The sequence below is a fragment of the Kitasatospora sp. NPDC088160 genome, from assembly GCF_044741445.1.
In the GTDB taxonomy this organism is placed as follows: domain Bacteria; phylum Actinomycetota; class Actinomycetes; order Streptomycetales; family Streptomycetaceae; genus Kitasatospora.
Map to the genome: position 1 here is coordinate 203847 of NZ_JBIUSS010000019.1, position 12822 is coordinate 216668.

The 12822-nt window shown below is 74.9% G+C and carries 13 protein-coding genes; 5 read left to right on the forward strand and 8 right to left on the reverse strand.

All coding sequences use genetic code 11. The features are described 5' to 3' along the window. Positions 1-357, forward strand: coding sequence for an arsenate reductase family protein (locus ACIOGZ_RS28205; RefSeq protein WP_400805584.1), 357 nt, complete (start codon positions 1-3; stop codon positions 355-357). A 48-nt stretch (positions 358-405) separates the two neighbouring features. Here ACIOGZ_RS28205 and ACIOGZ_RS28210 read toward each other — a convergent pair whose 3' ends face one another. After that, the gene (locus ACIOGZ_RS28210) at positions 406-876 is read right to left on the reverse strand and encodes a pyridoxamine 5'-phosphate oxidase family protein (RefSeq protein WP_363580906.1); all 471 of its coding nucleotides are present in this window, start codon (positions 874-876) and stop codon (positions 406-408) included. 65 nt (positions 877-941) lie between these two features. Here ACIOGZ_RS28210 and ACIOGZ_RS28215 point away from each other — a divergent pair, with 65 nt between their 5' ends. Both ACIOGZ_RS28215 and ACIOGZ_RS28220 read left to right on the forward strand, forming a co-directional pair. Beyond that, complete coding sequence (locus ACIOGZ_RS28215) at positions 942-1490, forward strand: DUF1697 domain-containing protein (RefSeq protein WP_371516731.1); 549 nt, start codon at positions 942-944, stop codon at positions 1488-1490. A gap of 152 nt (positions 1491-1642) precedes the next feature. Beyond that, positions 1643-2206, forward strand: coding sequence for a DUF1707 and FHA domain-containing protein (locus ACIOGZ_RS28220; RefSeq protein ID WP_363628525.1), 564 nt, complete (start codon positions 1643-1645; stop codon positions 2204-2206). Between the two features lie 143 nt (positions 2207-2349). On the opposite strand, the gene ACIOGZ_RS28225 is transcribed toward ACIOGZ_RS28220, so the two are convergent. The 3 genes from ACIOGZ_RS28225 to ACIOGZ_RS28235 form a co-directional block, all read right to left on the reverse strand. Further along, a complete protein-coding gene (locus ACIOGZ_RS28225; RefSeq protein WP_363580902.1) occupies positions 2350-2757 on the reverse strand; it encodes a hypothetical protein in 408 nt (135 codons plus the stop codon). A gap of 228 nt (positions 2758-2985) precedes the next feature. Further along, complete coding sequence (locus ACIOGZ_RS28230; protein ID WP_363580900.1) at positions 2986-3777, reverse strand: hemerythrin domain-containing protein; 792 nt, start codon at positions 3775-3777, stop codon at positions 2986-2988. Positions 3778-4023: 246 nt separating this feature from the next. Beyond that, positions 4024-4650 carry a transglycosylase family protein gene (locus tag ACIOGZ_RS28235; protein WP_400987866.1) on the reverse strand — a complete coding sequence of 209 codons (627 nt, stop codon included), beginning with the start codon at positions 4648-4650 and terminating at the stop codon, positions 4024-4026. 243 nt (positions 4651-4893) lie between these two features. Between ACIOGZ_RS28235 and ACIOGZ_RS28240 the strand changes: the two genes are divergently transcribed. Then, positions 4894-5745 carry an S-methyl-5'-thioadenosine phosphorylase gene (locus ACIOGZ_RS28240; protein ID WP_363632689.1) on the forward strand — a complete coding sequence of 284 codons (852 nt, stop codon included), beginning with the start codon at positions 4894-4896 and terminating at the stop codon, positions 5743-5745. Here ACIOGZ_RS28240 and ACIOGZ_RS28245 read toward each other — a convergent pair. After that, positions 5720-6142, reverse strand: coding sequence for a hypothetical protein (locus ACIOGZ_RS28245; RefSeq protein WP_400987868.1), 423 nt, complete (start codon positions 6140-6142; stop codon positions 5720-5722). The two genes, ACIOGZ_RS28240 and ACIOGZ_RS28245, sit on opposite strands and share 26 nt — an antisense overlap. Beyond that, positions 6142-7245, reverse strand: coding sequence for a molybdopterin-dependent oxidoreductase (locus ACIOGZ_RS28250; protein ID WP_363579889.1), 1104 nt, complete (start codon positions 7243-7245; stop codon positions 6142-6144). Before ACIOGZ_RS28250 ends, ACIOGZ_RS28245 begins: the two co-directional genes overlap by 1 nt. A 113-nt stretch (positions 7246-7358) precedes the next feature. On the opposite strand from ACIOGZ_RS28250, the gene ACIOGZ_RS28255 reads away from it, so the two are divergent. Beyond that, positions 7359-8774, forward strand: coding sequence for a glycosyltransferase 87 family protein (locus ACIOGZ_RS28255; RefSeq protein ID WP_400987870.1), 1416 nt, complete (start codon positions 7359-7361; stop codon positions 8772-8774). Here ACIOGZ_RS28255 and ACIOGZ_RS28260 read toward each other — a convergent pair. Next, positions 8695-11100 (reverse strand): HelD family protein, encoded by a 2406-nt coding sequence (locus tag ACIOGZ_RS28260; protein ID WP_400843274.1) that lies wholly within the window; start codon positions 11098-11100, stop codon positions 8695-8697. The two genes, ACIOGZ_RS28255 and ACIOGZ_RS28260, sit on opposite strands and share 80 nt — an antisense overlap. A gap of 90 nt (positions 11101-11190) precedes the next feature. Next, a complete protein-coding gene (locus ACIOGZ_RS28265) occupies positions 11191-12405 on the reverse strand; it encodes a glycosyltransferase (protein ID WP_400987872.1) in 1215 nt (404 codons plus the stop codon). Between the last annotated feature and the right edge of the window lie 417 nt (positions 12406-12822).

Genomic DNA, 12822 nt, shown 5'->3' on the forward strand with positions numbered 1-12822 from the left:
ATGGAGATCTGGATCAACCCGCGCTGCGGCAAGTGTCGATCGGCGCTCGGCGAGCTGGAGGCCGTCGGGGCCGAGTACACCGTGCGGCGCTACCTGGAGAATCCGCCGACCGCGGCCGAGCTGGAGCAGGTGCTGGAGCGGCTGGGCCTGGAGCCGTGGGACATCACCCGCATCGACGAGCAGGTCGCCAAGGACCTGGGGATGCGGAAGTGGTCCCGGGAGCCGGCGGACCGGGACCGCTGGATCGCGGCGATGGCGGAGCACCCGATCCTGATCCAGCGCCCGATCATCACCGCGGACGACGGCCACGCCGTCGTGGCCCGCACCCCCGAGGCGGTCAAGTCCGTCCTGCCGTAGCAGCGCCGCGTCCGGAGCCCAAGAGGCGTCCGGGGCGTCCGGGGCCGGTCAGTGCAGCTGGATCCGCTGCACCGGCCGGCCCGGGTGCCAGTTGAGGACCCACAGGTGGCCCTCCCCCACGGCGGTGTGCACCACCTGCTCCAGGTCCAGCCGGAAGGCGTGGAAGGCGGTCGGCGGCGGCTCGGGCAGATCGGCCGCGTAGGCGGAAAGTTCGGCCTCGTCGGTGATCTCGACCGCGCGGCCGGAGACCTTGGAGTCCCCGCCGGCCATCGTCTCGTCCCCCGGATGGGCGTGCAGCGCGAAGCGGCCGTCCCGTTGGAGGTCGCGCGCCTTGGCCGAGCCGTACATCGACCCGAGCATCAGGTCGGCGCCGACGAAGTCGACCTCCGTACCGCTCACCCGGGGCGACCCGTCCTTGCGCAGCGTCGCCAGGACGTGGTGCTTCTCGGCTTCGAACCGGGCCCGCACGAGGGGCGCCAGCTCGGGTGCCTGCTGCTCGAAATCCTGCCAGGTGGCCATGGCGCCAGTCTGGCACCGGGCACCGACAACCGCCGGGTGTCAGGGGCCGGTGCCAGACTGGCGGAGTGACCACCACGACCACGTACATCGCGTTCCTGCGGGCGATCAACGTCGGCGGCCGGACGGTGCGGATGGAGCGGCTGCGGGCGCTCTTCGCCGAGTTGGGGCTCGGGGGCGTGCGCTCCTACATCCAGAGCGGCAACGTCTTCTTCACCACCGACGAGCCGGACCGCGCCGCCCTCACCCGGCGCATCGAGGAGCACCTGGAACGGTCCCTCGGCTACCCGGTGCCCACGCTGCTGCGGACGGTCGACGAGGTGGCCGCGCTGCTGGCCGCCGAGCCGTTCAAGAGCGTCGAGGTGACGCCCGACGTCCGGCTGGTGGTGGCCTTCCTCTCCGAGCCGCTGCCCGCCGACCTCGCCCTCCCCCGCCTCTCGCCGAAGGGCGACCACGAGGTGGTCGGCGCCGACCCGGGCGCCGCGTACGTGGTGGTCCACCTGCGGGACGGCAAGTGGGTCACCGGGGAACTGTTCGGCAAGGCCTACCGGGGTGCGGTCACCTCCCGGTTCCTGCACACCACCGAGAAGATCCTGGCGGCCGCCCGGAAGGGCTGACCTCCTGACATCCGCGTACCGGCCACCCCGGCACCAGGCAACCCGGAACCGCGGTGGCGCACCGGGCGTCTGGAGTGCAGTGACGTACTCACCGTGCGCCGGCACCCGGCGTGATCTGGACAGTCCGAGCCGGCCGAGCCGACAATCGGGCCATGACGTCTCCTGAGTTCCGCACCGGCGCCGTCCGGCCCTCCGGCGCGGTCCGCCCCTCGGACGCCGAACGGGACCAGGCGCTCGGGGTGCTCAAGGACGGAGCGGGCAGCGGACGGCTGTCGCACGACACCTTCCTCGGCCGGATGGACATCGTCCTGCACGCCACCAGCCGGGGCGAGTTGGACGAGGCGATGACCGGGCTGCCGACCGGGAGCCCGGTCGAGCGCTTCCTGCTGCGGACGGTCGGCCGGGTCTCCGCGTTCGGGGACCGGCTGCGCCGGGCCTGGCGCACCGAACGGCTGCCCGGGCTGAGCCTGCCGGAGACCGGGGCCGGGCAGTTGACGATCGGTCGGTTCCCCGGCTCGGGGCTGCGGCTGCACGACGCCTCGGTGTCCCGACGGCACGCCGAACTGCGGCGCGAGGGCGGCGGCTGGGTGCTGTACGACCTGGGCTCGACCAACGGCACGCATGTGAACGGGCGCCGGATCGCGGGCGGGGTACGGGTCCGGCCGGGCGACCAGGTCCGGTTTGGGAACCTGGAGTTCCGGCTCGCCTCGGACTGAGTCGCACCCCCGGCCGGTCGGTACGGACCCGAGCGGGCACCGGGGAGGCGTCGGGTGGGCGTCCATGCGTGCGGACGGTGAACGTGCGGGTGTGCGGGCGTGCGTGCGGGTGTGCGGGCGTGCGGGCGTGCGGGCGGTGAACGTCAGCCGCGGGTGACGTGCAGTTCGGCGTAGCGGTCGCCCTTGTCCGCCTTGCGCAGGGTGACCTTCGCCGTGCCGACGGCGGTCTCGGCGCCCTTGCCGACGGTCTTCCGTTCGTCCCCGACCGCGACCTCGACCGTGCTGTCGGTGATGTGGCTGACGGTCATCTTCACGGTGCGGTCGCCGCCGAAGACCTGGAGGGTCTTGGAGGCCTCGGCGTCATCGGTGCGCACGACGACGTCGCAGCTGTCGTCGTCGAGGCAGAGCGCGACACCGCCGTCGCAGGCGGTCAGTCCGGCGCCGAGGGTGAGGACGGCGCCGGCGGCGAGGAGCGCCGGGCGGCGGACGGCGGGCCCGAAGCGGCGCCGGGCAGGGGTTCGGTGGGAGTTCGGGGTGCTCGCTGTGGTCATGGCGTCGACGGTAGGCGCCCGCACGCGCCCCGCCATCGGCCGTCGGCGGTACGCACCCCCTGGCCGGCCCCGGAGCGCCCGAACGATCGCGACCCCGAGGGCGATGGGTCGAATCCCCTAGGGGACGAGGGGAGTTGGAACTGCTGGATCGGATTCCGGAAAGGCTCGGCATATGCCTCAGAGGTATGCCACGCGCGTAGATCGACGGGCCGCGAAAAGGACCGGCGGTCAGTCGGCGACACCGCCCAGGTCGCTGCCCCGCGCACCGGCCGGACCCCACAGCGGCGCCATGCAGCGCTGGTAGGTGGCCTGCCAGTGCGGCCAGTTGCGGGCCACGTCGTCGTCACACTCGGCCAACAGCCGCTCCACCAGAGCCGGTTCCACACCCTCCAGCAGCCAGGCCAGCGCGTCCGCCGTCCCCGGGCCGTCCGCCGAGCGCAGCAGGTCCATCAGCTCGCCCAGGCCGCCGAGCCGGGAGCCCTCCGGGACCACCCGCTCCATCCGGGGCAGCAACTGGCGCTCCTCGATCCGCAGGTGCGTCTCCAGCCGGGCCGCCAGGTCCTCCATCGCGTACGCCACCGGCCAGGCGCTGCCGGTGTCCCGGCTGGCGATCCGCACCAGCGTGGTGACCCGAGTGAACGAGTGGTCGAGGTTGTGGTGGTCCGCCTCCAGCCAGTTGAGCAGCAGCCGCAGCTCGGGGGCGAAGCGGCGCACGATCGGCCAGATCCGGCTGTCCTGCTGCTCGTGGTGGCAGGTCAGCATCGCGGTCACGAAGCTCCAGTGCCGCAGCAGCGCCTCGCCGGCGTCGTCCTCGCCGGGCTGGAGCAGCCGCAGGGCGTTGGGCAGCCGGGCGAGGTCCCGGCGCAGCGCGGCGTGCACCAGCCGCAGTCCGGCGAAGCGGGCCGTCGCCGGCTCCTCGCCGACGGCCCGCACGGGCACGGCCGCGCCCCGGGTGTCGACCCCGGACCCCGCCTGCTCGGGCACGGAGGGGGACGGCTGGGGCAGTAGATGGATCGGCATGGCACTCTCTTCACGACGTCGTGGGGCGGGCGGGGCCAGCCGGTGGAGCGGCCCCATCCAAGGTGCTCACAGTCGATCAAAAGTGAATCAATGTCCGATTGACGCGCAGGTCACAGGCATGTGCGCGGGGGAAGCCGCGCTGCGCGGGTGCCGCCCCGCGATCGCCCGCCCCGGCCTCCGGACGCTGCCGGAACGCCGTGGGGGCGGGGGCCCCGGGGGGGCCCGACTGCTGTGCGGGAGCCGGGTTCAGGACGGCAGGCGCAGCGCGGTGCCCGGCTGGATGAGGTCGGGGTCGTCGCCGATGGCGGCGCGGTTGAGCGCGTAGAGGGCCGGCCAGCCGCCGGGCACGCGCAGGGTTTCGGCGATGTCGCCCAGGGTGTCGCCCTCGCGGACCGTCCACCCGCCGGCGCCGGCGCCGTCAGCGGCAGGCGCGGGCGCGGGTGCGGGTGCGGGCGGCGGGGGAAGGGCGGCGTCGCGCTCGCGGTCGTGGCCGCGGGTGGCGCGGGCGCCGCAGGCGGGCCAGGGGGAGAGGCCGCGCCGCCCGGCGAGGTGCTGGGCCACCGCGATCTGCTCCTCGCGGCTGGCGAGGTCGGCGCGCGGTGCGTAGGCGAGGCCGCCGTTGTCGCGCCAGGTGGGGGTGTCGAACTGGAGGCCGCCGAAGTAGCCGTTGCCGCTGTTGACGTGCCAGTTGCCGCTGCTCTCGCAGGCCGCCACGCTCTCCCAGTCGTACCTCCCTCCGTCGTACCCCCGGCCGGGGTCGGTGCCCGGGCCGCGGCCCGGGGGAGCGGCCTGGGCCGCGGGAGCGGTGAGGGCCACGGCGAGCACGCACAGGGCGGCGGGGACGAGGCGGCGAAGACGAACGGTGGGAGGCATCGGCGGCTCTCAGCTTCGGGAACAGGGCGTGCACCGCCCGGAGGCGGCGCACACCCACCGACGCACGCCGGGTGGGGCGCGTCGCCGCCGACACGTCCGGCAGGTCACCCGCTCGGCCGCCCCGGACCACCCCGTCGGCCCGCGGCCATCCGGCCCCGCCCGCCGTCCCGGAACCGTAAGGACCCGTGCCGCCGCGTGGACCCTAGAGTGGCCGGGACGCCTCCCCGAGGAAGGGTACGAACGATGACGATCGATCAGGGAACCGGTGCTCCGCGCGCCGAACTGGGCGTGATCGGCGGCTCAGGGCTCTACGCGCTGCTCGACGACGTGACCGAACTGCGCGTCGACACGCCGTACGGGCCGCCCAGCGACGCGCTGTTCCTGGGCGAGGTGGCCGGCCGCCGGGTCGCCTTCCTCCCCCGGCACGGGCGCGGCCACGGCCTGCCGCCGCACCGGATCGACTACCGGGCCAACCTGTGGGCGCTGCACTCCCTGGGCGTGCGCCAGGTGCTCGCACCGTGCGCCGTCGGCGGGCTGCGCCCGGAGTACGGGCCCGGCACGCTGCTGGTGCCCGACCAGTTCGTCGACCGCACCTCCGGCCGGGTGCAGACCTACTACGACGGCCTGCCGCTGCCCGGCGGGGCGGTGCCCGAGGTGGTGCACGTCTCGATGGCCGACCCGTACTGCCCGGACGGGCGGTGCGCCGCCCTGGACGCCGCCCGGGACGCGGCCTGGGAGCCGGTGGACGGCGGCACCCTGGTGGTGATCGAGGGCCCGCGCTTCTCCACCCGCGCCGAGTCCCGCTGGTTCACCGCGAACGGCTGGTCGGTGGTCGGCATGACCGGTCACCCGGAGGCCGTCCTCGCTCGCGAACTCGGCCTCTGCTACACCTCGTTGGCGCTGGTCACCGACCTCGACGCGGGCGTGGAGAGCGGCGAGGGCGTCACCCATGCCGAGGTGCTGGAGGTCTTCGCCGGAAACGTCGACCGGCTGCGCACGGTGCTGTTCAAGGCGCTGGAGAGCCTGCCCGCCGTCCGGGACTGCGTCTGCTCGCACGCGCTGGACGGGCTCACGACGGGTCTGCCGGGCGTCTGACCCGCGGGCGACGCCGCCACCACCGGACGAGTGCGAACAGCAGCACCGGCCCGGCGGTGGCGGCCAGCACCAGCAGCCAGTTGCGCAGGTACGGCAGCGGCAGGAGGGAGGAGTTGCCGTGGTTCTCGCCGTCCCGCAGCACCGCCGGCAGCCCGATCGCGCTCACCGCCGCCGCGACGACCAGCCAGCCGCGCAACGCCCAGTCGCGCGCCAGTCGCGCGCCGACCAGGCAGAGCAGCGGCACCCACAGCCCGTCGTGCAGCAGCACCCCGCCCACCGCCCAGACCAGCACGTCGAGCGGGGCGGTGATGTAGGAGTTGGTGAGCAGGCCCGACAGGCCGAAGCCGATCAGGGCGAGGCCGCCGAGCAGCAGTACCGCGCGCAGCCACCGGGGCATCAGATCACCTCCAGGCGCGCGACCCACTTGGTCTGCAGCACCCCCGGCCGGTTGGGCGCGATGATCCGCGCCGGGAATCCGTGGTCCGCCGTCAGCACCTCGCCGTTGATCCGCAGGGCGAGCAGGGTGAGCGGGTCGACGGCGTACTCGGCGGGCATCCGCATCTCGCGGTACGGGCCGTCCGCCTCCAGCGAGGTGATCAGCAGGCCCGAGCCGGCCGGGGCCCCCGCCCGGACCAGCAGATCGGCCACCCGCACCCCGGTCCAGCGCGCCGAGAAGCTCCACCCCTCCACGCAGGAGATCGGCAAGTGCACGTCGTACTGGGGGAGTTGGTTCAGCTCGGCGAGGGAGAGCCGGTACGGCTGCGGGCCGTCCACCCGGAGCCGCCAGTCGGCCGGCACGGTGACCGTCCCGGCCTGCGCGGCGGTCCGGTTGACCGGCAGCCCCTGCGGGCCCAGGTCGGGGCGGCGCGGGGCCAGCAGGACCAGCCGGCGCAGGAAGGGGACGGTCTGCCCGGCCGTGGTGAGCGTGACCACACCCACCGCGGCCGTCACGGCGGCGAGGAACGCCCGCCGCTGCGGCAGCCCGGCCGCCGGGCGGCGCCAGTGCCGCGCGATCACCGGGCCCTTGGCCGCGAGGTGGACGAACAGGCCGCCGGTGGCCAGCCAGGCCAGCCAGAAGTGCGTCTGGCGGAACGGGAACGGCCACGGATACCACTGCAGGGTGTCGAACAGCCCGGTGAACAGCTCCAGCAGCATCGCCGCGACCAGCACGAAGATCCCCAGCCGCTCCAGCGCGTGCGCCGCGCCGCGCACCGGCGGCCACGCGAACAACTGCGGGTAGACCGTCCACAGCTTCGCCCCCAGCAACGGGACGGCCGCCAGGCCGCTGATCACGTGCAGCCCCTGGGTCACCCGGTAGCCGTTCACCGGGCGGCTCAACAGATACGGCGTCAGCCAGCCGGGCGGGTCCTGGAGGGCGTGGCTGACCAGCCCGGTCAGGAAGCACACCAGCAGCGCGGAGCCCAGCCAGCGGCCGAGCACCACGGCGGTGCGCGGCTCGTGCAGCGCCGAGCGGAATCGCGGAAGGAGGTTCGGAGTCACCCGTCCATAGAACCGCCGGGCCCCGGTTTCGCGGCGGTACGACGTGCTTACGGAATCCGAACGGCGCCACGCCGCTGCGGTCGCGCGCCGCCGCCCGGTGGCAAGGTGGGCGGGTGCCCACCCGCCTCCCGCTCACCCGCCTCCGGCCCGCCCGCGTGCTGCCCTGCCTGCTCGCGCTGGCCGCCCTGACCGCCGCGCTCGCCCTCACCGTCACCGGCGGCGGCACGCTCGGCCACCGCGCACCGCTGTACGCCTGGTACGCCGTCGACGCCGCCCTGTACGCGCTCGCCCTGCTGGCGCTGCGCCGGGTGGGCGGCCGTCAGATCGTGCCCCTGGTCCTGGCCGGGAGCGTCGCCGTCGCCGCCGTCGGCCTGCTCGCCCCGCCGCGCACCAGCGACGACGCCTACCGCTACGTCTGGGACGGCCGCGTCCAGGCCGCCGGCACCTCCCCGTACGCGCACACCCCGGACGACCCGGCGCTGGCCCGGCTGCGCACCTCCGACCTGTGGCCGGCCGGCGGCGCCTGCGACGGCTGGGACGAGCGGCGCACCGCCGCCGGTGACTGCACCCGCATCAACCGGCCCGCCGTGCACACCATCTACCCGCCGGTCGCGGAGGCCTGGTTCCTCGCCCTGCACCCCTTCGAGGGAGGGGTGCGCGGGATGCAGGCCGCCGGCGCCCTGCTCGCGGTGGCGACCACGGGGGCGCTGCTCGTGATCGGACGGGGCAGCCGGCGGGCCGCGCTGTGGGGGTGGTGCCCCGGCGTGGCGGTGTGGTCGGTCAACGACGCGCACGTGGACACCCTCGGGGCGCTGCTGCTGGTCGTGGGCCTCGGGTACGCGGCCCGGCGGAAGGCGACGCGGGCCGGCGCGCTGCTCGGCGCGGCCGTGGCGGTCAAGCTGATCCCCGCACTGGCCCTGCCGGGCGCACTGGCCCGCCGACGCCCGCGCGAGAGCGCCCTGCTCCTGGGCGCCTCGCTCGGCGCGTTCGCCCTGGCCTACCTGCCCTACCTCGCCGCCTCCGGCACCGGCGTGCTCGGCTACCTGCCCGGTTACCTGAAGGAGGAGGGGTACGAGCAGGGGCACCTCGACCGCTTCGGCCTGCTCGCCCTCCTCCTGCCGGACGCCCTGCTGCCGTGGGCCGCCGGGGCGGTCCTGGCCGCCGTCGCCCTGTGGGTGCTCCGGCGCGGCGACCCCGCCCGCCCCTGGGACGGCGCCCTGTTCGTCACCGGCACGGCCCTGCTCCTCGCCGCGCCCGCCTACCCCTGGTACGGCCTGCTGGTGGTGGCCCTGGTCGGCCTCACCGGCCGCTGGGAGTGGCTCGCCGTCCCCGCCGCCGGGCAGTACCTCTATCTGACGGGCGGGGTCGAGGCCCAACAGGCCGCCTACGGCGCCGCGTTGGCGTGCGTCGCGGTCGGCGCCCGGCGGCGCGGGAGAACGGCCGCCGTCCTCAGCGGGGTTCCAGGCCCTGGAGCATCTCCGGCAGGTCCCGGCTGTGCAGCACCCCGAGGGACTTCGTCGCCCGGGTGAGGGCGACGTAGAGGTCGTTCACGCCGTGGGCGTGCGCCGCGAGGATCTCGGAGGGCTCCACGACCAGGACGGCGTCGAACTCAAGACCCTTGGACTGGGCGGCCGTCAGCAGGACGGCCGGCGAATCCAGCGACGCCGGACCGTCGTTGACGCAGATTCCTGCCAACCCGGCGATTCCGCCGAGCAGTTCGGCCGGGGCGTCCGGGGCGTGGATGACCGCCAGCCGGCCGCCGTCCAGCGCCGCGAGCTCCCGCTCGACGGCGCCGCGCAGCGCCGCCGCCCGGCCGTCCGCGGGGATCCGCAGGCTCCACGGGCGGGTTCCGCCGCTGCGCACCGCGGTGGGGGCGGCGAGCGAGGGGTCGAGCGCCCGCAGGACGCCCTCGGTGACCTGCATGATCTCGGCCGGGGTGCGGTAGTTGATGGTGAGTTCCACCGTGCGCCAGCGCCCCGCCGTGTACGTGTCGAGGGCCTGGCCCCAGGAGCTCAGCCCGGCCGGCGCGCCGGTCTGCGCCAGGTCGCCGACGATCGTCATGGAACGGCCGGGGCAGCGGCGGGCCAGCATCCGCCAGGCCATCGGGGACAGCTCCTGGGCCTCGTCCACGATCACGTGCCCGTAGCCCCAGGTCCGGTCCTCGGCCGCGCGCTCGGCCAGCGGCCGGAGCGACTCCTCACCGCGGTACTGGCGGGCCAGCATCTTCGCGTCCATCTCGACCAGCCCCACGCCGAAGTCGTCGAGGACGATCTTGGCGAACTCCAGCTCCGCCGCCTCGGCGGCGGCCTCGGCCCGGCGGGCGACGGCGGCGCCCGGAAGCGGGCCGAGCAGTTCGGCGGCCTCGTCGAGCAGCGGTACGTCGTCGGTGGTCCAGGTGGTCCGGGCGGTCGCAGCGGTCGAGGCGGCCTCGGCGGCGGACTCCCGTTCCGGGCCGGGCAGTTCGCGCAGCAGCGCGGCGCGTTCGGCCTCGGTGAAGTCCGGCATCGCGCTCGCCAGCAGCTCCGGGGAGCCGAACAGGCTCGTGAGCACCTGCTCCGGGTTCAGCAGCGGCCACAGCTTCTGGGCCACGGCCTGGAACTCGGGCTCGTCGACGAGCGCGTCGGCGAGGTCCGCCACGGCGTCCAGGTCCATCTCCCCGCCCTGGTCCCGGGCGATCCGCAGGGCCAGCTCCGAGGAGAGCCGCTCCACCAGGTCGGCCCGGGCCGCGTTGTGCGGCCTGCCGCTCCGGTGCGCGGCGGCGTGGGCCCGCTCGCAGAGCGCCCGGCCGATCCGGAGCTGAAGGTTGTAGGGCGAGGTCCGGCCCACGGTGATGGTCCACGACTCCTCGGGCAGCTGCCGCAGGCCCTCCAGCGCGGCGGCGAGGACCTGCGCCATCCGGACGTCGCCCTTGACGGCGGCCGCCTCGGGCGTCTCGGTGCCGGTCCCCGTCACCCCCGGGTAGAGCGTGCCGATGCTGCTCAGCACGACCTCGCTCTCGCCGAGCGCGGGAAGCACCTCGTCGATGTAGCGCAGGAACGTCGTGTTCGGCCCGATGACCAGCACGCCGTGCTTGGCCAGCCGGTCGCGGTGGGTGTAGAGCAGGTACGCGGCGCGGTGCAGGGCGACGACGGTCTTGCCGGTGCCCGGGCCGCCCTGCACGACCAGGACGCCGCCGAGCGCGTCGCGGATGACGCGGTCCTGCTCGGCCTGGATGGTGGAGACGATGTCGCCCATCCGCCCCGTCCGGGCCGCCGTCAGCGAGGCGAGCAGGGCGCCCTCCCCGCTGAGCTCGGCGTTGTCGCGGCCCGCGTGGGCGCCCACGCCGAAGGCGTCGTCGTCGAAGTCGACGACGGTCCGGCCCTTGGTCCGCAGGTGCCGTCGCGCCACCACACCGCCCGGTGCGGCGGGCGTCGCCCGGTAGAACGGCTCCGCTGCCGCCGCCCGCCAGTCGGTGAGCAGCGGCTCGTGGTCGTCGTCCGACAGGGCGATCCGGCCGATGTACTGCCGCTCGCCGTCGGCGTCGTCGATCCGGCCGAAGCACAGCCCGTACTCGGCGGCGTGCAGCGCAGCCAGCCGGCGGGTGTGGTGGATCTCCATGGTGTCGCGCTCCAGGAGGGCCTGGATCGTCCCGCCCTTGTCCTGGAGGTGGACCTCGCGCAGTCGGCCGGCCGCGAGCGCGCGCTGGGCTTCGAGCCGCTCGTACAGCCTGCCGACGTACGCGTTCTCCGCCCGCAGTTCGCCGGACCGCCAGTCGTCGGCGGGTGAATTCGGTTCGGGCGAGGAGGATTCGGGCGAGCGGGATTCGAGCGAGGAGGATTCGAATGAGGAGGATGAGGAGGACGAGATGGGGGACAAACCTGGCTCCAGGTGTTCTGAGCTTTTCGATTCCGCGGGCGGTCGGCCGAGGAATCGGGGGTGGCGGCGGGTGGAATTATCCGGCACGCCTCAGCGGCCGGCCGCGTCGAGCAGCAGTTGTGCGGCCAGCGCCGCGCCGTCGGTGCGGATCATGGTGGCCACGGCGGTCGCCCACACCCGGGTCTCGGGGGCGAGGGCCGTCCTGAGCGCGGCCGACAGGGACTCGGTGGTCGGGGTCGGCCCGTCGAGTGCCACGCCGATGCCCAGCCGGGCCACCCGGCCGGCCCAGTACGGCTGGTCCGCGGTCTGCGGGACGACGACCTGGGGCGCGCCGGCCCGGGTGGCCGTCGTCGTGGTGCCCGCCCCGCCGTGGTGCACGACGGCGGCCACCCGGCCGAACAGCGCCTGCTGGTTGACCTCGCCGACGACGAAGCAGTCGCCCCGGTCGTCGATCGGGGCCAGACCGGCCCAGCCGCGGGCCACGACCGCGCGGCGGCCCTGCGCGCGGACCGCCTCGACGGCCACCTGGGCGGCGTCCTGGGAGGCGAGCATCGGCATGCTGCCGAAGCCCACGTACACCGGCGGTGCGCCGGCGGCCAGGAAGGCCTCCAACCCGGCCGGCAGCGGGCGCCGGTCCGGCAGGATCCACGCGCCGGTCTGCACGACGTCCAGGTCGGCGGGCTGCTGCCACGGGTCCAGGACCGGGTCGGTCGCCAGCCACGGCCGGTCGCCGATGACGTAGTCGCGGACGTCGTCCACCGGCGGCAGGCCGATCGACGCCCGGTTGGTGTTGAGCGCCGCGCCGAACAGCGCATTGATGCTCTCGGCGTCCAGGCCCCACAGCACCCGGTTGTCGGTCACCTCCGGCGGGAACGGCCGGCCCGGGTACGCCAGCGGCGGGCGGCCCGGCGAGGGCAGGGTGAGCTGCTGGAAGGTCACCGACACGGAGCGGATGCCCAGCTTCTCGGCCACCGACAGCGCGCCCGCCGCAGCCGGCAGCATGCCGGTGGCCACCAGCACGTCGCAGCCCTCGGCCGCCGCCGTGACCGCCTCCAGCTGCCCGGCGATCACCGCGGCCGCGCGCTCCGGCAGGGACGACGGCGGCGGCGCCGCCACCGTCAGCGCCCGCGCCGACGGGCCGACCGGCACCAGCGGCACGTCGATGTGGTCCAACCGCTGCGCGAAGTCCTCGTCCGGCGGCGCACACACCCGCACCTGCGCGCCGGACTCCCGCAGCCGCGCCGCGAGCCCCACCAGCGGTTCGACATCCCCGCGGGACCCGTACGTCGACAACAGCACACGCATTTTCGCGACCCCAAATTTCCGCGGATTCCGGTTCAGGTCGACGATTGTGCGGCACGACCAGGGCCTTGCCGCAAGGCCCCCCGTACGCTATAAGTTGGAAGTGGCCGGGAGTGGTTTTTCCTCCTGTGCCTTTTTTCTCGTCCGCTGCGGGCGGACTTCCTTTCTGCTGGTGAGACGCTGTGTGCGGCGCGTGTCGCATGTGCTGCGTGTGCGGAGTGTTCGGCGCGCGATGCGGTCTTCGCCCGGAATGACGACGCGACGACGTCGGGGGGGGGGGGGGGGGGGGGGGGGGGGGGGGGGGGGGGGGGGGGGGGGGGGGGGCCGTCGTAGGTGAGGAAGGCGGGGCGGCGGGCGGCGAGGAGGACGACGGCGGCGACGCAGGCGAGGCCGCCGGTGATCACCGAGGTGGCGGGGTTG

Bases quoted from the DNA above. Each gene is read 5' to 3' on its own strand.
- ACIOGZ_RS28240 (WP_363632689.1), top strand. From the start codon at position 4,894: ATGACGATCGATCAGGGAACCGGTGCTCCGCGCGCCGAACTGGGCGTG.
- ACIOGZ_RS28205 (WP_400805584.1), top strand. From the start codon at position 1: ATGGAGATCTGGATCAACCCGCGCTGCGGCAAGTGTCGATCGGCGCTC.
- ACIOGZ_RS28220 (WP_363628525.1), top strand. From the start codon at position 1,643: ATGACGTCTCCTGAGTTCCGCACCGGCGCCGTCCGGCCCTCCGGCGCG.
- ACIOGZ_RS28235 (WP_400987866.1), bottom strand. From the start codon at position 4,650: ATGCCTCCCACCGTTCGTCTTCGCCGCCTCGTCCCCGCCGCCCTGTGC.
- ACIOGZ_RS28230 (WP_363580900.1), bottom strand. From the start codon at position 3,777: ATGCCGATCCATCTACTGCCCCAGCCGTCCCCCTCCGTGCCCGAGCAG.
- ACIOGZ_RS28265 (WP_400987872.1), bottom strand. From the start codon at position 12,405: ATGCGTGTGCTGTTGTCGACGTACGGGTCCCGCGGGGATGTCGAACCG.
- ACIOGZ_RS28245 (WP_400987868.1), bottom strand. From the start codon at position 6,142: ATGCCCCGGTGGCTGCGCGCGGTACTGCTGCTCGGCGGCCTCGCCCTG.
- ACIOGZ_RS28210 (WP_363580906.1), bottom strand. From the start codon at position 876: ATGGCCACCTGGCAGGATTTCGAGCAGCAGGCACCCGAGCTGGCGCCC.
- ACIOGZ_RS28225 (WP_363580902.1), bottom strand. From the start codon at position 2,757: ATGACCACAGCGAGCACCCCGAACTCCCACCGAACCCCTGCCCGGCGC.